The sequence below is a fragment of the Devosia sp. CN2-171 genome (genome assembly GCF_049354815.1).
GTDB lineage: Bacteria > Pseudomonadota > Alphaproteobacteria > Rhizobiales > Devosiaceae > Devosia_A.
Genome location: NZ_CP186479.1, coordinates 1,709,123 through 1,728,265, shown reverse-complemented (window position 1 = coordinate 1,728,265; position 19,143 = coordinate 1,709,123). Strand labels below are relative to the sequence as shown.

Sequence of the window (19,143 nt, the reverse complement as noted above, 5' to 3'; positions counted from 1 at the left end):
GGGGGCGGCCCAACCCTCAGTCGTCATCCGCATTGGTGGGCACCTGCTAACCCCACCGGCTGTCATCCCAGCGAAAGCTGGGACCCACCATCAGCTGGCGCCGGAGGAAACTTGGGTCCCTGCCTTCGCAGGAATGACACCTGTGTGTGTGGTCGCGTCACAGCAAAACCTTCCCACCCTTGACGGACTCACCCCAATCCCGCACCTCTCACCCATGCCCGCGCTGCTGACCAACGCCCCCGAATTCACCGTCTCCGAGCTCGCCGGCGCCGTGAAGCGTGCCGTCGAGGACGAATTCGGCAATGTGCGCGTGCGCGGCGAAATCTCCGGCTTCCGCGGTGTCCACTCCTCAGGCCACGCCTATTTCACCCTGAAAGACGAGAACGCCTCGATCGACGCGGTCGTGTGGAAAAGCTCGTGGCCGCGCCTTACCTTCAAGCCCGAGGAGGGCATGGAGGTCATCGTCACCGGGCGGATGACCACCTTCCCGCGCTCGTCGAAGTACCAGATCGTCATCGAGCAGATCGAGCCGGCCGGCGCCGGGGCGCTGATGGCGCTGCTCGAAGCCCGCCGCAAGGCGCTGGCCGCGGAGGGGCTGTTCGCCGCCGAACGCAAGCGCGAACTGCCCTACCTGCCGCGCACCATCGGCGTCATCACTTCGCCCACCGGCGCCGTGATCCGTGACATCCTTCACCGCATCAGCGACCGCTTTCCCAGCCACGTCATCGTCTGGCCGGTCCGCGTGCAGGGCGAAACCGCCGCGGCCGAAGTCACCGCCGCCATCACCGGCTTCAATGCCCTGCGCCCGGACGGCTCGATCCCGCGTCCAGACGTCCTCATCGTCGCCCGTGGCGGTGGCTCGATCGAGGACCTCTGGGGTTTCAACGAAGAGATCGTTGTCCGCGCCGTCGCCGCGAGCCGCATCCCGATCATCACCGCCGTCGGCCACGAGACCGACACGACGCTGGTCGACTACGCCTCCGACCACCGCGCCCCCACGCCCACCGCCGCCGCCGAAGCCGCCGTCCCCGTCCGCGCCGACCTCATCGGCTATGTCGATGAAATCGGCGCCCGCCAGCGCCACGCCATGCGCCGCACCGCGTCCAACTATCGCGATCGCCTGCGCGCCGCGACCGCCGGCCTGCCGCGCCCGCTCGATCTCGTCGCCTCCGCCCGCCAACGCCTCGATCACGCCGCCTCGAACCTCGCCGCTGCGCTCCGCCACACCGGCCAGCGCAAGCGCATCGCCTTCGAGCGCGTCTCCGGCCGCCTCTCGCCCAACACGCTGCGCGGCGAAGTCCGCAACCTCCGCGCCCGCCTTACCCCCGCCGCCAGCCGCCTCGCTCCCGCGCTCACCCGCATTATCGACGACCGCAAGAAGCGGCTCGAGTCGGCGTCGAAGCTCCTCGATGCCGTGAGCTACAAGAACATCCTCGACCGCGGCTTTGCCGTCGTCACCGATTTCGACGGCCGCATCGTCAAGCACACCGCGCAGGTAAAGCCCGGCGACCCGCTCCACGTCCAGGTCGCCGACGGCACCATCGGCGTCACCGTCGGCGGCGCCCCCGGCACCCGCAAACGCATCAAGCCCCCACCCGGCGAAGACAACCAGGGCAGCCTGTTCTGAAATTCGCCTCAAAACCCGTTCAGCTTCCGTCAATGACCCGTTCAGGAAGCCGCTGTTTCCAAGTCAGCTGAACTGACCTATATCTGGTGCCGCGATGAACATTTTCGACAAAAGCTTCAGCCCGTCAGAGGCCCATGTCCGGTATCTCGATGCCGACTATGTCGTTCTGCGGCCGGGCAGTTTTGTCCGCTGCGCTATCACTGGTTCGCCCATCCCGCTCGACGAGCTGACCTACTGGAACGTCGATCGGCAGGAAGCCTACGCCAACGCGGAAGCCGCCTACGAAGCCCACAAACGCTACGGCATCCCAGCGCGCTAGGGTCGAAACCCCTTACCGATCAGCATCTTGAGCGACAGCGCCACGCGCCCGGCCTTCATCAGGTCGATCTGCTCCGCCACCCCGACCGACTCGAAAGGCCACGTCCTCTCGTCAATGCGCGCCGGCGTATCGATGACGATTCCCGTCCAGCCGGCATAGCGTTCCGGCCGGTTCAACCAACTGAATTGCCGCGCGTCATCGCAGAGGCACAGCACCGGAATCTGTTTGCCGAACAGCGCGTTGAGCTGCCCAGCCCGGATCCAGTTCGAGCTGGCGATGAAAGTCTGCGGCCCCAGTAATCCCCGCGCCTCCAAATCGGGCTTAAGCTGCTGCCACGAAATCAACCCGTCGGTAGGATCGCCAATTGGCTGGAACAGCGCGTCGAAAGCCCCCCACCTTGCCTGAATGGCTCCAACGCCTGTCAGACCAAGAAGTGCAAGAGCTGTTGCGGTCGCCACAATTCTGGCAGCCCGCCTCACCCGCGGCCCTGCATCAGCCAGCAATTCGCCCGCGAGCGGAATCGCAAACAGCCACCCCGGCATCTGCCAATGCGCGAGACCACGGCTGAACACCGTGAGGACAGTAAAGATTACGACCGGCAGCATCGCGAGGCACACGAGCATCCAGCGCCCGGTGTCCCTCGGTCCGCGGCGAATGGCGCGGACCGAGGCCCAGGCCAGCGGCACGAAAATCCACGGCAAGAGATATCCCGCCTGAATCGCCAATGATTCCAATGGCCCGAACAACCTGAGATCACCGCCGACTCCGCTGCGGCCGGATTGGAATCCGAACGACACCCAGCCATTCCCGGCGTTCCACACAATCACCGGCAGGAAGCACACCGCCGCGATCGCCGCGGCCAGCCACGGCCCGGGGCTCATCAAATGCTTCCGACCCGCCCCCGTCGTAGCGAGAAACAGCAGCACCCCCAGGATCAGCAGCGCGCCGTGATACTTGGCCAGCAGCGTCAGCCCGGCCAGCAGTCCCACGAGCGCCCATAGCCCAAGCTGCCGCCCGGCATCGGCGGCAAACACGATCCGCATCACCAGGGCCGTCGCCAGCGCCGCCGCGATCAGCGGTCCATCCGGCAGGATCATGGTCAGGTGCACGACGCCAAACACCGGCGCCAGCGTGAACAGGATCAGCGCCCACAATCCCGCCCGCCCACCGAACAGCACCGCGCCGAGCCGGTACATCAGCCACGACGATAACGCACCAAGTGCGATGAACGGCAGCCGCAGTACCACCAGCGCCTCGCTGCCAGTGAGCTTCGCCCAGCCGCCCACCAGCCACAGGTGCAGCGGCGGGTGGTCGAAATAGCTCAGCGCGAATTGTCGAGCTACGCCAATGGAATAGGCCTCGTCCACCCCTGCGGGCAGCACCGCCGCCAGCGCGATCCGCAGCACCGTCGCGACGCCGATGATCGCGAGCGCCATGCGCCCCAGGTCTTTGATTTGCGGGTCGGACCCGCTAAGGGAAGGCGCGGTCGCGTGCATGAAACGGGCGTTCCTCGCCTGCCTTGTGTGCTCCGGCTGCGCTACCAGTCAAACGATCCGGACGCAACGTTGAGCAGCCCCAACGATCCGCGCGAAGTCACCGACTACCGCTTCGAGCCATCGCAGCTTGCGGTCGCGTCGCGCCGCCCCGGCATCAGCGCTTTCATGCGCATCCGCGACGGCGCCTTCTCGCTCGAAGCCGCCATCCGCAGCCATATCGAGCACTTTGACGAGATCGTCGCAGTCCACAACCGCTCGACCGATGCCACGCCGGAGATCCTCGGGCGCCTCGCGACGGAGTTCGGCGAGCGTCTCCGGGTCTATCACTACGTCCCGCCGGTCTATCCCCCCGGCAGCGCAGGCCACGCCAACGAGCCGGCAGACTCGCCGCTAAGCCTTGTAAACTATTACAATTTCGCGCTCACCCGCACCCGCTTCACCCACGTCACCAAGCTCGACGACGACCACATCGCCATGGGCGCAGCGATCGCAAAGCTCGTCGCCGACGTCCGCGGCAGCCGGGCGGCGCAGCGCGAAATGGCCTGCTTCTCGGGTCTTAACCTCGCTCGCGACGAAGCCGGCAAAGTCGGCATCCTCCGCCGCGAACCCTATTCCGGCTCCGGTGACATCGGCATTTTCCCAGTGACATCGGAGACCTACTTCGTCCACGACCGCCGCTTCGAAGTATTGCAGCTGCCCGGCATGCGCCGCCGCTTCCACTCCTTCGTCTACTGGCACCTAAAATACCTGAAACCCGAGTTCGGCTTCGCCAACTACGACCTTGAGACCAACCCCCAGAGCCGCTACGCCAAACGGCTTGAGGCCCATCGCGCCGATCGCGAGGTGATCGAGCCGAGCGACCTAGCACGTTCGGAGAACCGGTTGAATCTGCTGAGATTTACAGAACGCCAGAGGATCGTGGCCGCTCGCGGTCGGGAGGCATCGCGCATCTTCGCCGGCCGCAATATCGCCGAGATGGCACCCGCCGACCGGGAGCTACTGAACTTTATCCAGTCGTGACGCCGTAGCGCGCCATCAGCTCCGCCATCATCGAGCCGGGCGGTGGGGGGACGTTGCGGAACGGCTTCAGCTTCTCGTTCCACAGGTGGATGGTCAGCGTTCGCTCGGTCACCACATCGGCGAGCTTCAGCGACGGGTCCCAGAGCAGTTCTGCCTGCCGAGGGCGCAGCGGATAGAACACGTCGATCGGCTGCGCGGCTGCCCATAAGCCGTGTACTTCCGCCAGTGCCGTGATCGACTTGGGCCCGAACGTGCCATGCGGCAGTTCCGCCGGCTCGATCCGCTGTCCGGTGAGCTGGCGCAGCAATGCTTTCGGCGCGCGATGGAAAGGTAGCCACCTTGGCACCCGGCCGCTCGCAGCGGTATCGAGCCAATCCACCAGCATCGGCGAGTCCGGCGCGAGCTTCAGGATCGCGCCATTGAGAAATCTGTCGGACTCGTGCCCTGCAACGAACGGCCCATCCACCGTGATTGGCCGCCAGCAGACGACGTCCGCATCCACCCACATCCCGAGCGACCGCCGCTGCAGCTCCATGCGGAACATGTTGGAGAACAGCGCGTAGGAGCCGTTTGAGTAGCGGTTCGCGTCGGCCATCGTCCGTGGCAGCACCGCCTCGGCGTCCCGTACCTCGACCCCCTGGGGGACGCCCGCAACCGGGCCGTAGGTGTAGAGCGCGATCGGATGGCCCTGCGCCACGAACGACGTAAGGCTCAGCCGCTCGATCAGCCCGAGCCGGTCGCCGATCCAGAGGCTGACGATCTGCTGCAGCATGCGCTCAGCGCGCCTTGGTGATGGCGTCGAGTGCCTTGAGTTCCGCCACCAGCTTTTCGATCTTGTCCAGCGGGATCATGTTGGCACCATCGGACGGCGCATTGTCCGGGTCCTCGTGCGTCTCGATGAACACGCCCGCGACGCCCACCGCCACCGCCGCCCGCGCCAGCACCGGCGCGTATTGCCGTTCACCACCCGAGGTTTCGCCGCGTCCGCCCGGCTGCTGCACCGAGTGGGTCGCATCGAAGATCACCGGCTTGCCCGTCTCGGCCATGATCGGAAGGCCGCGCATATCGACGACCAGCGTGTTGTAGCCAAAGCTCGTGCCCCGCTCGGTCAGCAGCACGCCCGAGGCGCCGGCGCTGTCGAGTTTTTTCGCCACGTTCTTCATGTCCCAAGGCGCGAGGAACTGGCCCTTCTTGACGTTCACCACCGCGCCGGTCGCGGCTGCCGCGACGAGCAAATCGGTCTGCCGGCTGAGGAACGCCGGAATCTGCAGGATATCGGCGACCTCGGCGACGGTGGCGCATTGCTCGCGCTCATGCACATCCGTGGTGATCGGCAGGCCAGTCGCGGCCTTCACATCGGCGAGAATCTGCAGCGCTTCGTCCATGCCGAGCCCGCGAAAACTGCTGGCGCTGGTGCGGTTGGCCTTGTCGAACGAGGACTTGTAAACCAGCGGGATGCCCTGCCGTTCGCCGAGTTTGGCAAGGAAGTCCGCCGTCTTCAGCGCATGCTCGCGGCTCTCGATCACGCAGGGCCCGAGAATGAAGGCGAGCGGCAGCTTGCTGCCGAACTCGACCCTTTTGCCTCCCGCTGCCTCGACAAAAACCTGCATCAGAACAATCCCTTGTCGCCCGGTCCGCCCGGTCTCTGGTTCCAACCAATGAGCCGCGCCTTGGCCCCGTAGAGATCGATGACGCCGTAGCTGCCGGTGCGGAGCTTCTGCGCCCCGTCCTCGCCCATGAGCCCCAGCGCCGCAAGCGCAAATCGCGCCGCGCCGTTGCTGGTGACGAGGAGGATGGTGCCGTCGGCCGTGCGCGCGAACTCCCGCCAGGCCGCGATCCGCCTGTCGGCCCCGACATCCCAGCCGGGCGGGGCGACCAGCGACTGCTCCCACCGCTCGAGCGCCTCGGCCCCAATGCGGGCGATCACCGCGTCCTCGGTGAGGTTCTCATCCGCCCCATGGTCAATCTCGTTAAGGAAATCGGCCGTCTCCGGCTCCTTGTCGACGATCTCGCTCGCCGTCTGCCGAGTGCGGATCAGCGGGCTGCTCAGCACCCGGTCGAACTGCACCCGGTTCTTCGCAAAGTGCCAGCCCAGCGCGCGCGCCTGTTCCACCCCGGCCGCCGTCAGCGGCAGGTCGGTACGTGCACCCACGCGGCGCGGCTCTTCGCCGGTTTCGAATGTATTGCCATGCCGGACGATGACCAGCCGGGTCATGCGCGCCAGTCGACGAAGGGGTCGCCGTGTTCTTCGATGAGCTTTTCGGCTCGCTCCACATCGGCCGGGCTATCCACCCCGCTCATCGTGATGCGGGCCGGCGGCACCAGCACCGCCCGAATATCCAGCCCCAGCTCGATCAGCCGCAATTGCTCCAGCCCCTCGAGCACCTCGTAGTGCGAAGGCGCCGCCGCCTCGAAAGCCTCGAGCGCCGGCGTGCGGTAGCAATAAAGCCCGATATGCTGCAGCACCGGCGACAGCGGCACCTTCTCGCGCAAATCCTGCTCCTTGCGCATGAACGGCAGCACGGTCTTCGAGAACCACAGCGCCCGCCCGTCGGCAGCGCGGATGCAGGTCGTGCCACTTGCCGGCGTGGTCCTCTTGTGCGCCACCAGCGCGTCGAGCCGCGGCCAGTCGAGCTGCACCACCGGCGTCGTCACATCGGCCCGCGAGTTGCGCGCCGTGCGGACGATGTCGACGATATGGTCCGGCGCGGTGAATGGCGCATCACCCTGGAGGTTCACCACGAGGCCCGCCGCGCGCCCGCTGACCCGCAACGCCGCCAGCGCACGGCCTGAGCCCGAGGTGATGTCGGGCGAGGTCATCACCGTCTCGACGCCGAGTTCCCGGCCCTTGTCGAGAATGTGCTCGTCATCGGTCGCGATCACCACTTCGACATCGCCGAGCTTCCGCGCCGCGACCATGGCGATGCCGGCAACCCGCTCGATGAGCAGGCGCCCGGCGATGGGATGCAGCGGCTTCCCCGGCAGCCGGGTCGAGCCATAGCGGGCGGGAATAACGATGAGGTCGGCCACTAGGCGAGCCCGACGCGCAGGCAATCGTGGAGGTGGACGATGCCGACCGGCGTCTGCCCATCGAGGGCAAAGATCGCGGTGATCCGCGGCGTCAGCGCCGTCATCAGCCGCAGGGCCTCGCTGAGCAGAGCATCCGGGCCGATCACGCGCGGGCTGGTGGTCATCACCTCGACTGCGGTCTGTCGCAGCAGCCCATCTGCCATGTGCCGACGCAGGTCGCCGTCAGTGATGATGCCGAGCAACTTGCCATCGGCATCGATCACGCCGGTGCAGCCAAACCCCTTCGACGTCATCTCGATGATCGCCGCGCCAACCGTCGCGCCGGCGCCGACCAGCGGCAGCTCCGCATCCTTGTGCATCACTTCGTCCACCGTGAGCAGTGCGCTGCCGAGCGCTCCGCCGGGGTGGAACACATGGAAATCCGCGGCCTTGAAGCCGCGCCGGCGCAGCAGCACCACGGCGAGCGCATCGCCCAGCGCCGTCATCATCGTCGTCGAAGTGGTGGGCGCCGCGGTGATATCGCAGGCCTCGGGCACGTCGGGCAGGGTGACGACAATGTTCGCCGCCTTGCCCAGCCGCGAGTCCGGCCGCGCGGTGACCAGCGCCAGCGGGATGCCGAAGCGCGCGCAATAATCCCCCAGCGGCGCGAGCTCGGCCGTATCGCCTGATTTCGACAGCATCAGCACCACGTCGGCGCTGGTGATCATGCCGAGATCACCGTGGCTCGCATCGGCGCCATGCACGAACTGCGAGGGCGTGCCGGTCGAAGCCAGTGTCGCGGCGATCTTGCGGGCAATATGCGCGCTCTTGCCGACGCCTGAGAGCACCACCCGGCCCGGCGCCTTCTGGATCAGTTCGACCAGCGCGACGAACGCGCCGTCGAGCCCGGCCGCCAGGGCTTCGAGCCCGTCGGTTTCGAGGCGGATCGCCGCCCGGGCCTCGTCGAGGCTCAGTTGCTGCAGTCTGGCGTCGTTGGCGATGGGGTATCGCACCTTTGGGCCCGGTCCGCTTCTCGGTGGGGACATGCCGGCTGGATTAGCAGCAATTGTTGAAACCCTGCAAGGTTGTGCGCCGCCGCCCGTCAGGCTAGTCACGATCCCGCATCGAGGACGCTGCCGCCGTGAACCGCAAAGTACCCCTCAGCTGGAAGGCCTATGGCGCGCTGGTGTACGGCGCCTCCTGGCTCCACTACGCGATGCTGTCCCGCTTCGGGCCCGGCGACGAAGGTGGCGCCGAATGGTTCGAGAAACGGCTGAACCCGCCGCTGCCGAAGCCCGCGGCCGGACATCGCATCTGGATCCACGCCGTCTCGGCCGGCGAGTCCAAAGTCGCCGAACTGCTGAGCCAGCGCCTCCTGGCGCGCCAGCCGAACCTGTCGGTCGTCCTCTCCGCCACCACCTATTCCGGCTATGCCCGCGTCCGTGCCATCGCGGGGGAAGAGGCGAGCTTCATCATGCCGCTCGATACGCTCGAGGCGCAGCGCCGGGTGTTCGATACCATCCGCCCGGACCTGCTGATCCTCGTTGAGTCCGAGTTCTGGCCCGCCCAGTTCGCCGCGGCCGAAGAGGCCGGCGTGCCGGTGCTGGTGGTCAACGCCACCATGTCGCCGCGCAGCTTCGCCCGCCATCAGCGCAATACCGCAGTCGCCCGCCGCACCATCGCCAAAGCAGCGCATATCTACGCGCAGGACGAGACGATCGCCGGCCGCTACGCCGCGCTCGGCGCGCCGCGTGACCGCATCGAGGTGTTGGGCAACCTGAAGCTGGTGCCGACGCGCAGCATCGCCGCCACCGCCAAGGACGATCCGCCGTTGGTGGTGTTCGGCAACGTGCATCGCGACGAGATCGATGCGCTCGCGCCGGCTATCAAAGCGCTGCGCACACGCCGGCCCGAGGTCCGCATCCTGCTCGTGCCGCGCTATCCCGGCAAAACCCCCGGCGAGGTGCTGAGCGCCGCGTTCGGCGCCGACCTGCGCATCATCGACAGCATCGACGAGCTGGACACCGGCGGCATGCTCGTCTGGCTCGACCAGATGGGAACGCTCGCATCGGCCTATGCCCGCGCAACCATTGGTGTGGTCTGCGGCACATTCTCGGCGGTCGGCGGGCACGACCTGAGCGAGCCGCTGCACCTAGGGGCCGCAAGTGTCTACGGCCCGCACGTAGAGCGGCAGAAGCCGCTGCACGAAGCCTTGTCCGAGCTAGGTTGTGCGACCCAGGTCATGGACGCGGCGGAACTGCCCGAGGTGGTCACGGCCCTGCTGAACGACAAACCGCGGCGCGACCGGATGATCACGGCGTTCCGACAGGTGTCGGACAACGCGGCGGCGCGGCTTGATGTGTTGGCCAATGAGTTGGGGGCGCGGCTGCGCTAATCTACTCGCCGTCCTCATCCGGGTTCAGCAGCCGGTGCAAATGCACGACGAAATACCGCATCTCGGCATTGTCGACCGTCAGTTGCGCCTTCTGTTTCCACACCGCATGGGCGGCGGCATAGTTCGGATAGAGCCCTACGAGGTCGACGGAATCGAGGTCCTTGAAGATGATGTCTTCGCCCTTTTCCAATTCGCCGCCGACGACGAGGTGCAAGAGCTGCTGCTTGGGTTCGGCCTTCTTGGCTTTGCTCACGGCTTAACGACGCTCCAGATCGACTTCCTGCGGTTGCGGGCAGCCATAAACCTTGACCAGCGCCGCGTGCAACGGCGCTTTTAGCGAAGGCTCGCCCAGCGCCGCAAGCGCGCCGTGCCGGATTTCCGGCCGATTGAAGCGCAGGGCACCTATGCAGACGTCCTCAAAGCCCACATTGGCCTCCTTGAGGATGCATGCGGCGCCCGCAATGTCCCAGTCCTGCGCGCCGCGGCGCGTCACGGCCGCATCGAGATGCCCGGTCGCCACCTGTACCAGCCGATAGGCAAGCGAAGGGTAGGCGGGCCCGCGCGTATATTCGAGCGCCGTGTTCTGCAGTTCCTGGTGCACCGCCCCCGGCGCCGGGATCAGCGGCGCGGTGCGGCCCGGATGGCGCTGGCGCACCAGCGGCTGACCGTTGAAGCGTGCGCCTTCGCCGAGTGCCGCATCATACATCTCGTCGCGCGCCGGGGCGTAAACGACGCCGGCAATCGCAATGCCGTCCTCGACCACCGCCAGCGACACCGTCCAGCTGTCCTCGCCCCGGATGAAGCCGCGCGTGCCGTCGATCGGATCGACCACGAACACGCGCCGACGCGTCAGGCGCTCGGGATTGTCGACGCTCTCCTCGCTCAGCCAGCCGTAATCAGGCCGCGCCGCGAGCAGCGCGTTGCCGAGGAATCCATCGAGCACGATGTCCGCCTCGCTCACCGGCGAGGCGTTTTCCTTGGTCCAGGTCTTGAGGTCGGTGCGGAAATATCCGGCGGCGATGATCCCGGCGTTGACGGCAACCGAGCGCAGCAGTTCGCGGTCTTCGGCGGCAGTGGTCGCAGTCTTTGTCGTCATCGGTTTTCCGGCAGCAAGGCTGCGGTCTTCTAGGCGCAACGGGCGGCGGGAACAAGACCCGCGCTGTATCGGCAGGCCGGCGGGAAGCTCGTTTTCCTAACGCCGTGGCAACACAAGTTAAGCGGTTGGAACAACTTGCACTTAAGACTGCGTTACACCCGGTGACACCCCGCTAACCCTTCGCAAAACAACCTAAACTTAACCCAGTTTCTTAAGCGGGCAGGCAAGGGGCCGGGCTAGATTGGGGGTAACAAGGGAGCACCAAAGCAAGCTCTCGAAAGTTGACAGGAAGGTAGTCCATGCAGGGTCATGTTGGGATCGACGGTTCGTCCGTCGTGCTTCTGTTTGGCGACGGCCGCTCGCCGCGCACCCGTCCGCTGACCCCGCGCCATTTCGGCCCGGCCAATGACAACGGCCCCAAGGATCCGGTGAAGACCGTGACCGTGCGCAAGACGCTCGAAAAGAGCGGCGTCGAAATCAAGATCAAGGTGCCGGTCGAGGAATTCATCGGCGTCGCCGTGTCCACCACCATCTCCGAGGACGGGGTGCTGCGGAGCGCCATCGAGCTCGTCCATGGCGATCCGGATCTCAACTACCGCGTGTTCGAAGAGATCGGGAACACCAACATCGTCGCCGAATGGCAGAACTGGGGCAAGAAGCTCCGCCTGCCACTCTACATCAAGGCCGGTGACGGTAACCTCTTGCCCTATTCGCAGACCGTCGATGGCGTGGCGCTGGGTGGCACGCACGAGCGTCGCCGGCTCGCCGCCGAAGCCGCGCGTCGTCCGCGCTTCCTCAATCGTCGCAAGCCCGGCGAAACCGCCTGAGATTGCAACTTTTCGGCCGCGTTGGCCGTTAACACATCATAAACCGGCGGCGATCCCATGCACGCTTGACCTGCCGGGAAGAAGACTCGTAGCGACCTCCAAACTCATGCGAGCCCAGGGCCGACCCGAAAGGGTCGGCCCTGCTTCTTTTGTAAGGCCCGGCCGATCCGAAACGGTCGGCCTGCTTCTTTTCAACATCGGGAACGAACCGCACCACTAGGCGCACGCCGCGGCAGGCGGGCGTCCTCCATCATTTCGAGCGCGAGATAGGCAGCGCGCTCCCAGCCGATCTCGGCTTCCTGCGGCAGGCGGCAGGTACACCAGGGTGTGGTCACAAGCTTGAGCTTTGCCATTTCATCTCTCCTCGCACCCCGCGGCGAGGGAAATAGTCCCAAGCCTCGCGGTGCAGAAGACGGCAAGTGGTGGAAACATTGTGCAGGATTCTGCACTATCCGATGAGGCCCACCAGCAGCGACAGCGTCAGCGCCAGCCCGACCCAGTGATTGGCCCGGAAGCGCACCAGCGCATTGGCCGGGTCGCGCATATCGAGCGTCTGGATCTGCCACACGAGAATGCCCACCGGCACAAGCATCGCCACAAGGAACGGCCACCCGGCGCCGGCCGCAAGTGCCGCCGCGACCCACAGCACCACCGTCGCCGCGTAGAACAGCGCCACGATCAGCCGGGCGCGCCGGCCGAACAGCCGCGCCGTCGACCGCACGCCGATCAGCGCATCGTCCTCGACATCCTGCAGCGCGTAGATCGTGTCGTAGCCGATGGTCCACAGGATCGAGCCGGCATAGAGCAGCAGCGGCGGCAGGGCGAGCGAGCCGGTCTGCGAGGTCCAGCCGATCAGCGCGCCCCAGTTGAAGGCAAGGCCGAGGAACAGCTGCGGCCACCAGGTGACGCGCTTCATGAACGGGTAGATCGCGACGAGGACCAGCGAGGCGACGCCCAGCACCACGGTGAGCCCGTTGAATTGCAACAGGATCAGCAGCCCGACCAGCGACTGCGCGATCAGGAATAATGCCGCCTGGCGCTTGGTCACCTGCCCCGACGGGATCGGCCGCGAGCGGGTGCGCGCCACTTTCATGTCGATGTCGGTATCAACGATGTCGTTGAATGTGCAGCCCGCGCCACGCATCGCCACCGAGCCGATGAGGAACAGGATCAGCGCCCGGACGTCGAAGCCAAGTGTAGGATTTGCGACCGTCGCCAGCGCCAGCCCGAAGCCGCAGGGCCAGAACAGCAGCAGCAGGGGGATGGGCCGGTCCCACCGCGCCAGCCGCGCATAGGGCTTCAGCCACTCGGGTGCGTAGCGATCGACCCAGTTGCCGCGCTGGGCATCAGCGACGGTGCCTGCTGCTTTCTCGGGGGTTTGCATCGAACCTCGGCTATGAACTAATGACCATCCGGCCAAACTTCAGTCACGCGTACCACGATGCCCAGATCGCACAAGACCCTGCCGCGCCTGTTTGTCGAGGTGCCGCTCGCCACTGGCGCGAGCCTGGAGCTGAGCCGCGAGCACACCAACTATCTGCTCAACGTGCTGCGCATGAAGAGGCCGGACGCGCTGGTCGTCTTCAATGGCGTCGACGGCGCCTGGATGGCCCGCATCGCTGACGATCACAGGAAGGGCGTCACGCTCGAGATCGCCGTACAGACCCAGCACCAAACGCCGAAATCGGACCTCTGGTTCGGCTTTGCGCCGCTGAAGACCGGCCGTCTCGACTACCTCGTGCAGAAGGCGACCGAGATGGGGGCAGGGGTCATCCAGCCCGTCATCACCCAGTTCACCCAGGTCAGCCGACTCCGCACCGACAAGCTGCTCGCCAACGTGATCGAAGCCGCCGAACAGTGCGAAGTGCTCAGCATCCCGACGCTCGGGCATGAAGTCGGGCTGACGGGCCTCCTCGCCGACTGGCAGCAGAAGCAGGGCCTGCGCCGCCTGATCTTCTGCGACGAAAGCGCCTCGTCACACACGCCGGTTGACCAGCTCGGCGACCTCGACGGCCTGCCGATCGGCCTGTTGGTCGGCCCGGAGGGCGGCTTCTCCGACGCCGAACGGGAACTGCTGCTCGCGCAATCCTTCGTTCTACCGATCAGCCTGGGCCCGCGGATACTCCGCGCCGACACAGCCGCCGTGGCTGCTCTCGCGGTCGTGCAGGCAACCATCGGTGATTGGCGATAATAGCCATTGCTTTAAGTGAAACCGCCGCTATTTTCGCCGCCGTCCGGTCATAACCGGGTTGCCCGCCGATCTAGAGAGTTTCCATGTCCGGTGAAGAGAATGCCCCGCTGATCGAATCGCGGGCCGACCTGATCGAGGTCATGGCGGCGGGGGGCAAGCCCAAGTCCGAGTGGCGCATCGGCACCGAGCACGAGAAGCACGTCTATCGCAAAGCCCCAATCCGCCCCGTGCCCTACGAGGGCGATGACGGCATCCACGCCCTGCTCGATGGCATCGAAGCGCGCACCGGCTGGCATCCGTTCTTCGATCGCGGCAACCCGATCGGGCTGCGCAACCTCGGCGCCGTAGGCGGCATCTCGCTCGAGCCCGGCGGGCAGTTCGAACTTTCGGGTGCCCCGCAGCTGACCATCCACGACGCCGCGCTCGAACTCGACTCGCATCTCGAGGATTGCCGCACCATCGGCGGCCCGCTGAACATCCACTTCCTCGGCCTCGGCGTGACGCCTGTCTGGCGCGTGGCCGATATCCCGGCCATGCCCAAGTCGCGCTACGGCATCATGACGCCGTACATGAATAAGGTCGGCACGCTCGGCACCTCGATGATGTACCGCTCGTGTACGGTGCAGTCGAACCTCGACTTCTCCGACGAAGCCGACATGGTCAAGAAGCTGCGCGTCTCGGTGGCGCTGCAGCCGATCGTCACCGCGCTCTTTGCCAACTCGCCCTTCGTCGACGGCAAGCCCTCGAGCTATCTGAGCTTCCGCTCGCATATCTGGCTCAACACCGATCGGGCCCGCACCGGCATGCTGCCCTTCGCCTTCGAAGACGGCTTCGGCTTCGAACGCTACGCCGACTACGCGCTCGACGTGCCGATGTACTTCGTCATCCGCAAGGGTGAGTACATCAACGTCGCCGGCGAAAGTTTTCGCGACTTCCTTACTGGCAAGCTGCCGCAGTTGCCGGGCACCAAGCCGACGCTGAAGGACTGGGAGAACCACCTCTCGACCCTGTTTCCGGAAGTTCGCCTCAAGCAGTTCCTCGAGCAGCGCGGTGCCGACATGGGCGATCGCGGCCATGTCCTCGCGCTCTCGGCCTTGTGGGCCGGCCTGCTTTACGATTCCGAGTCGCTCGATGCGGCCTGGGACATCGTCAGCGACTGGACCAACGAGGAGCGCGAAACGCTCCGCAATGACGTCCCGCGCGCCGCCATCCACACGCCGTTCCGCAACGGCACGGTCGGCGACATCGCCCGGCTTGTCGTCGATCTCGCCGACGATGGCCTCCGCCGCCGCAAGAACCTCCGGACCGGCGAGGACGAGACCATCTACCTCGCCCCACTCAAGGAGACGCTCGACCTCGGCAAGACCCAGGCCGAGCGCTGGATCGACCGCTACAACGGCGCCTGGGGCTGCGACCTGAGCCACATCTACGACGAAGCCGAGATCTAGGCGGCACCACTGGTCCTGATGCGACCGGCCGGATATGGCTAGGCCGAATCCTTGAGGGCAGGGCGGCGCTGCGATGAAGATTGTGAGCCTCAACGGCTGGGGCGGGAAGCTCCTCGAACCGCTCTTGGCCTACCTGAGCGCCGATCCGCCGGATGTCCTCTGCCTGCAGGAAGTCGTCCACAGCCCGGCAACCAACGCCGACTGGCTGACCTATCGCGACGGCGATCACGTGCTGCCGCAGCGCCCCAACTTCTTCCGCGATGTCGCTTCAGTGCTCCCCGACCACGTCGGGACGTTCTGTCCCGCATCGCAGGGCGTGTTGTGGGACGGGGATGCCGTGGTGCCCTCGCAATTTGGGCTCGCGACCTTCGTCCGCAACGCGCTGCCCCTGACGGCGCAGGCGCAGGGCTTCGTCCACAAGGCGTTCTCCCCGCACGGCTATGGCGAGCACCCACGGCCGCGTAACGCCCACGTCGTCCGGGTCTATGACTACGCCCGCGACCGCATGGTCTGCATCGCCCACCTGCACGGCCTCCGTGACCTCAACGGCAAGCTGGATACGCCCGAGCGGCTGGCGCAGGCGGAGCGCCTGCGCGACCTGGTGCTGACCGTGGCCCAACCCCATGATCCGCTGATTGTCTGCGGCGATTTCAACGTCGAACCCGACAGCGCCACGTTCGCCGTGCTGGGCGAGATCGGCCTCGTCGACCTGGTCACGACGCGCGGCTTTCCCGGCACGCGCACCTCGCACTACCGTAAACCCGGACGCTTTGCCGACTACATGCTGGTGAACCGCCACGTGGCGGTGGAGAGCTTCACAGTGTTGACCGAGCCGGAAGTCTCCGACCACTGCCTGCTGGTGCTGGAAATCTAGAGTTCTTGCACCGGCCGGGCGGTGATCCTCCCCCGCTACGGGGAGAGGATCGATAAGCTACTTTGTCTGTGCCACCACCACGCGGCTGCCCACCCATGCTCCGAACACCACCAGCAGCACGGCCAGTACCAGCCCGATCAACACGATCGGGTCGCCGAAATGGTCGAGGAACACCGCCCGTAGCGCTTCGACGATGTGCTTGAACGGATTGAAGTTCGAGACCACCTGCAGCCAGGCGGGTGCCATCGTCATCGGCAGCAGGATGCCCGATAGCAGCAGGATCGGCAGGGCCAGCGTGTTCACCATCGGCGCCAGCGCATCCTCGCTCTTGGTCGCGATGCCGATGGCATTGGAGATGAACGAGAAGGCCGCGCCCAACAACGCCACAAGCACCAGCCCGACAGCCAGCGCCGCCAGCGGCACACGCAGTCCCATCAGATAGGCGCAGCCGATCAGGACGATCGCCTGCACCACGATCACCAGCACGTCGCGCAGCGCCCGCCCGGCGATGATCGACGCCCGCGCTGCCGGCGAGACGAGCTGGCGGTCGATCACGCCCGAACGCCACTCGGCAATGATGCCGAAGCCCACGAACAGCCCGCCGAAGATGCCAAGCTGTACCAGCAGCCCCGGCACGAACACCTGCCAGGCATCGCCTTGAAATCCGGAAGTCGCCGCCACCGTCTGCAGCAGCGGCCCGAACAGGACGAGGTAGAGAATCGGCTGCAGCAGCCCGATCAGCACCCACATCGGCTGCCGCAGCGACAGGCCAAGCGCGCGCACGAAGATGATCCAGGTATCGCGGAAAAAGGTCATGTCAGATCTCCATCAAGCGGGATCAGGAAAAGTTGCTGACGTTTCCGGTTCGATCCCGCGGCGTAACGGAACTAAGAGAAATCTTGCTCAGCAAGATTTCGCTCTAGTCGCGCAGCGAGCGGCCGGTCAGGGTCAGGAAGACGTCGTCGAGTGTCGGGCGGTTGACGTCGACGCCGATGGCATCGATGCCCGCCTTGGTAAGATCGCCCAGAAGCACGGGCAGGGCAGTTGCACCGTCCCGCACATGGAACCGCACCACATTGGCCTCGGTTACCGGTGCATCGGCCCCGTTGAGCTTGCCCGCGATCCCCGCCGACGACACCGCGTCGGCCTCGTTGCGCAGCGTCAGCGTGATCGTGTCGCCCGAAACGCGCTTCTTCAGCTCGGCCGGAGCGCCCTCGGCGACGATCGCACCATTGTCGATGATGAGGATGCGGTCCGACAGCGAATCGGCCTCGTCCATGTAGTGCGTAGTGAGGAACACCGTGGTCCCGAGCTCGTCGCGGAGCTTGCGGATGTGATTCCACAGGTTCGCCCGGCTCTGCGGATCGAGGCCCGTCGAGGGCTCGTCGAGAAAGACCAGCCGCGGCTCGTGGATGAGCCCCATGACGATATCGAGCCGCCGCCGCTGCCCGCCCGACAGCGAGCCGCAGGTCCGTTCCCATATCTCGGCAAGGTCGAGCGCCGCGAGGAGCTCGCGTCCACGTTGGCCCGCCACCGTCTTGTCGATGCCATAGAGCCGCGCATGGCTGACGATCTCCTCGCCAACTTTCGCTTCCGGCGAGGTCGAGCCAGCCTGGCTGACATAGCCGATGCGGCGGCGCACCTCGACCGGATCGCGACGCAAGTCAGCCCCGACAACGGTCGCCGAACCGTCGGTCGGCGTCAGCAGCGTGCAGAGCATCTTGAGCGTGGTCGTCTTGCCCGCGCCATTGGGGCCGAGGAAGCCGACGATCTCGCCTTCGCGCACGTTAAGGTCGATGCCGCGCACCGCCTCGATGGTCTTGCCCTTGGCGCCGCGCGCCTTGAAGGTGCGCTTGAGACCCCTGGCCTCGATGATGTCAGTGGTCACTTCGACCTCTCCATATTCTCTGTCCATGCCAACTAATGCCCGCCGTCTCAGGGGGGTGTAAGGATTGACGCGCGCGCCGTTTGCGCCGACCCGGGAGACGTCGCTACTGAATGCCGAAGCCATCGCCATATCGTTTCTCCTGCCTGTCGGTGACAGGCATATCCCCGGCGTGCTGACACCTGTTGTCAGCATTCCGATTCAAAATCTGGACTTGGCGCTCATCCTGTCGTAAATTTATCTCATGAGTCAAGATATCAAACAGGTAAGACAAATTCCGCAAGCGGATTTCGCTCTCCGCTTCAAGGAGGCAGTGCGCGCCAACCAGACGGCGACTGACCTTTTCGACGAGACCCTGTGCCAGTTCCTCGGCATCAACCGGACGGACGGGCGCTGCATGGATTTGATCGACCGGCGGGGCAGGGTGAGCGCCGGACAGCTTGCCATCGACAGTGGCCTCACCACCGGGGCAGTCACTGCCGTTATCGACCGGCTCGAAGCCGCTGGCTACGTGCAACGCATCCGCGACACCCTCGATCGCCGCAAGATCTGGGTCGAACTGACCGACGACATGAAGGCCATCACGGAGCGCATCTTCGGGCACTACCGTGAGACCGGGCCGATGATGATGGCCCGCTTCACCCCTGACCAGTTGCAGGCAATCTTCGAGTTCCTCGAAATCGGCAGCTTCCTGAACATCGAAATGGCGGCAGCGCTGCGTGAGAACTTCGACCCCAAGGCAACGACGCCAACCGCCCGCCTGATCCAGGCGCGAGCGTTCGAGCGCGCCGTGCAGGCCAACCGGACGAGGTTGGCGGAAGAGCTGAGGCGGAAGCTGGAGGGGTAGGGGCGGTCGGAAGGAGACACAGGCCGTCATCCCGACGACTGGTGGGCCGGGCAATAGAAGTGCTCACCAGCTCGGTGTCATCCCTGCGAAGGGCATCCAACTATCAGCT

The 19,143-nt window shown here is 65.8% G+C and carries 22 protein-coding genes; 10 read left to right on the top strand and 12 right to left on the bottom strand.

All coding sequences use genetic code 11. The annotated features are described in order from the left end of the window. The first annotated feature begins 214 nt into the window (after window positions 1-214). Window positions 215-1,627, top strand: coding sequence for an exodeoxyribonuclease VII large subunit (gene xseA, locus ACOYW5_RS08610; RefSeq protein ID WP_423068839.1), 1,413 nt, complete (start codon window positions 215-217; stop codon window positions 1,625-1,627). Window positions 1,628-1,721: 94 nt separating this feature from the next. Continuing rightward, on the top strand, window positions 1,722-1,946 hold the full coding sequence (locus tag ACOYW5_RS08605; protein ID WP_423068838.1) for a DUF2093 domain-containing protein: 225 nt from the start codon (window positions 1,722-1,724) through the stop codon (window positions 1,944-1,946). Here ACOYW5_RS08605 and ACOYW5_RS08600 read toward each other — a convergent pair. Further along, entirely contained in the window at window positions 1,943-3,382 is a 1,440-nt protein-coding gene (locus ACOYW5_RS08600) for a glycosyltransferase family 39 protein (RefSeq protein ID WP_423068837.1), read from the bottom strand. The two genes, ACOYW5_RS08605 and ACOYW5_RS08600, sit on opposite strands and share 4 nt — an antisense overlap. 129 nt (window positions 3,383-3,511) lie before the next feature. On the opposite strand from ACOYW5_RS08600, the gene ACOYW5_RS08595 reads away from it, so the two are divergent. After that, window positions 3,512-4,462: a hypothetical protein gene (locus ACOYW5_RS08595; RefSeq protein WP_423068836.1), complete on the top strand. Its 951-nt coding sequence runs from the start codon at window positions 3,512-3,514 to the stop codon at window positions 4,460-4,462. Here the strand turns inward: ACOYW5_RS08595 and ACOYW5_RS08590 are convergent. The 5 genes from ACOYW5_RS08590 to ACOYW5_RS08570 are packed head-to-tail and all read right to left on the bottom strand — an operon-like array spanning window position 4,449 to window position 8,484. Further along, complete coding sequence (locus ACOYW5_RS08590; protein WP_423068835.1) at window positions 4,449-5,234, bottom strand: hypothetical protein; 786 nt, start codon at window positions 5,232-5,234, stop codon at window positions 4,449-4,451. The two genes, ACOYW5_RS08595 and ACOYW5_RS08590, sit on opposite strands and share 14 nt — an antisense overlap. Before the next feature lie 4 nt (window positions 5,235-5,238). Further along, complete coding sequence (kdsA, locus tag ACOYW5_RS08585; RefSeq protein WP_423068834.1) at window positions 5,239-6,072, bottom strand: 3-deoxy-8-phosphooctulonate synthase; 834 nt, start codon at window positions 6,070-6,072, stop codon at window positions 5,239-5,241. Next, on the bottom strand, window positions 6,072-6,677 hold the full coding sequence (locus ACOYW5_RS08580; RefSeq protein ID WP_423068833.1) for a histidine phosphatase family protein: 606 nt from the start codon (window positions 6,675-6,677) through the stop codon (window positions 6,072-6,074). The genes kdsA and ACOYW5_RS08580 overlap by 1 nt, the downstream gene beginning before the upstream one ends. Further along, window positions 6,674-7,492 carry a 3-deoxy-manno-octulosonate cytidylyltransferase gene (locus ACOYW5_RS08575; protein ID WP_423068832.1) on the bottom strand — a complete coding sequence of 273 codons (819 nt, stop codon included), beginning with the start codon at window positions 7,490-7,492 and terminating at the stop codon, window positions 6,674-6,676. Before ACOYW5_RS08575 ends, ACOYW5_RS08580 begins: the two co-directional genes overlap by 4 nt. Continuing rightward, on the bottom strand, window positions 7,492-8,484 hold the full coding sequence (locus tag ACOYW5_RS08570) for a KpsF/GutQ family sugar-phosphate isomerase (protein WP_423068831.1): 993 nt from the start codon (window positions 8,482-8,484) through the stop codon (window positions 7,492-7,494). Before ACOYW5_RS08570 ends, ACOYW5_RS08575 begins: the two co-directional genes overlap by 1 nt. A 128-nt stretch (window positions 8,485-8,612) precedes the next feature. Between ACOYW5_RS08570 and ACOYW5_RS08565 the strand changes: the two genes are divergently transcribed. Further along, the gene (locus ACOYW5_RS08565; RefSeq protein ID WP_423068830.1) at window positions 8,613-9,866 is read left to right on the top strand and encodes a 3-deoxy-D-manno-octulosonic acid transferase; all 1,254 of its coding nucleotides are present in this window, start codon (window positions 8,613-8,615) and stop codon (window positions 9,864-9,866) included. Window position 9,867: 1 nt separating this feature from the next. Here the strand turns inward: ACOYW5_RS08565 and ACOYW5_RS08560 are convergent, their stop codons facing one another. Together ACOYW5_RS08560 and ACOYW5_RS08555 are read right to left on the bottom strand one after the other, a co-directional pair. Then, the gene (locus ACOYW5_RS08560; RefSeq protein WP_423068829.1) at window positions 9,868-10,119 is read right to left on the bottom strand and encodes a DUF4170 domain-containing protein; all 252 of its coding nucleotides are present in this window, start codon (window positions 10,117-10,119) and stop codon (window positions 9,868-9,870) included. Window positions 10,120-10,122: 3 nt separating this feature from the next. Further along, window positions 10,123-10,962, bottom strand: coding sequence for a 3'(2'),5'-bisphosphate nucleotidase CysQ (locus ACOYW5_RS08555; RefSeq protein ID WP_423068828.1), 840 nt, complete (start codon window positions 10,960-10,962; stop codon window positions 10,123-10,125). Window positions 10,963-11,261: 299 nt separating this feature from the next. Between ACOYW5_RS08555 and ACOYW5_RS08550 the strand changes: the two genes are divergently transcribed. Continuing rightward, window positions 11,262-11,789: a DUF6101 family protein gene (locus ACOYW5_RS08550; protein WP_423068827.1), complete on the top strand. Its 528-nt coding sequence runs from the start codon at window positions 11,262-11,264 to the stop codon at window positions 11,787-11,789. A 191-nt stretch (window positions 11,790-11,980) separates the two neighbouring features. On the opposite strand, the gene ACOYW5_RS08545 is transcribed toward ACOYW5_RS08550, so the two are convergent. Both ACOYW5_RS08545 and ubiA read right to left on the bottom strand, forming a co-directional pair. Further along, complete coding sequence (locus ACOYW5_RS08545) at window positions 11,981-12,142, bottom strand: hypothetical protein (RefSeq protein ID WP_423068826.1); 162 nt, start codon at window positions 12,140-12,142, stop codon at window positions 11,981-11,983. Between the two features lie 95 nt (window positions 12,143-12,237). After that, window positions 12,238-13,173, bottom strand: a complete 936-nt coding sequence (gene ubiA, locus ACOYW5_RS08540; protein ID WP_423068825.1) for a 4-hydroxybenzoate octaprenyltransferase — start codon at window positions 13,171-13,173, stop codon at window positions 12,238-12,240. 57 nt (window positions 13,174-13,230) lie between these two features. Here ubiA and ACOYW5_RS08535 point away from each other — a divergent pair, with 57 nt between their 5' ends. The 3 genes from ACOYW5_RS08535 to ACOYW5_RS08525 all read left to right on the top strand — a co-directional run bounded on the left by ACOYW5_RS08535 (window position 13,231) and on the right by ACOYW5_RS08525 (window position 16,302). Continuing rightward, the gene (locus ACOYW5_RS08535; protein ID WP_423068824.1) at window positions 13,231-13,980 is read left to right on the top strand and encodes a 16S rRNA (uracil(1498)-N(3))-methyltransferase; all 750 of its coding nucleotides are present in this window, start codon (window positions 13,231-13,233) and stop codon (window positions 13,978-13,980) included. 83 nt (window positions 13,981-14,063) lie between these two features. Continuing rightward, window positions 14,064-15,428, top strand: a complete 1,365-nt coding sequence (locus tag ACOYW5_RS08530; protein ID WP_423068823.1) for a glutamate--cysteine ligase — start codon at window positions 14,064-14,066, stop codon at window positions 15,426-15,428. Between the two features lie 73 nt (window positions 15,429-15,501). Then, window positions 15,502-16,302, top strand: a complete 801-nt coding sequence (locus ACOYW5_RS08525) for an endonuclease/exonuclease/phosphatase family protein (protein ID WP_423068822.1) — start codon at window positions 15,502-15,504, stop codon at window positions 16,300-16,302. A gap of 57 nt (window positions 16,303-16,359) precedes the next feature. Here the strand turns inward: ACOYW5_RS08525 and ACOYW5_RS08520 are convergent, their stop codons facing one another. Both ACOYW5_RS08520 and ACOYW5_RS08515 read right to left on the bottom strand, forming a co-directional pair. Continuing rightward, window positions 16,360-17,118 (bottom strand): ABC transporter permease, encoded by a 759-nt coding sequence (locus ACOYW5_RS08520; RefSeq protein ID WP_423068821.1) that lies wholly within the window; start codon window positions 17,116-17,118, stop codon window positions 16,360-16,362. Window positions 17,119-17,221: 103 nt separating this feature from the next. Continuing rightward, window positions 17,222-18,190 carry an ATP-binding cassette domain-containing protein gene (locus ACOYW5_RS08515; protein ID WP_423068820.1) on the bottom strand — a complete coding sequence of 323 codons (969 nt, stop codon included), beginning with the start codon at window positions 18,188-18,190 and terminating at the stop codon, window positions 17,222-17,224. 64 nt (window positions 18,191-18,254) lie between these two features. Here ACOYW5_RS08515 and ACOYW5_RS08510 point away from each other — a divergent pair, with 64 nt between their 5' ends. After that, entirely contained in the window at window positions 18,255-18,422 is a 168-nt protein-coding gene (locus tag ACOYW5_RS08510; protein ID WP_423068819.1) for a hypothetical protein, read from the top strand. Between the two features lie 9 nt (window positions 18,423-18,431). Then, window positions 18,432-19,034, top strand: a complete 603-nt coding sequence (locus ACOYW5_RS08505; RefSeq protein ID WP_423068818.1) for a MarR family winged helix-turn-helix transcriptional regulator — start codon at window positions 18,432-18,434, stop codon at window positions 19,032-19,034. Window positions 19,035-19,143: the final 109 nt, after the last annotated feature.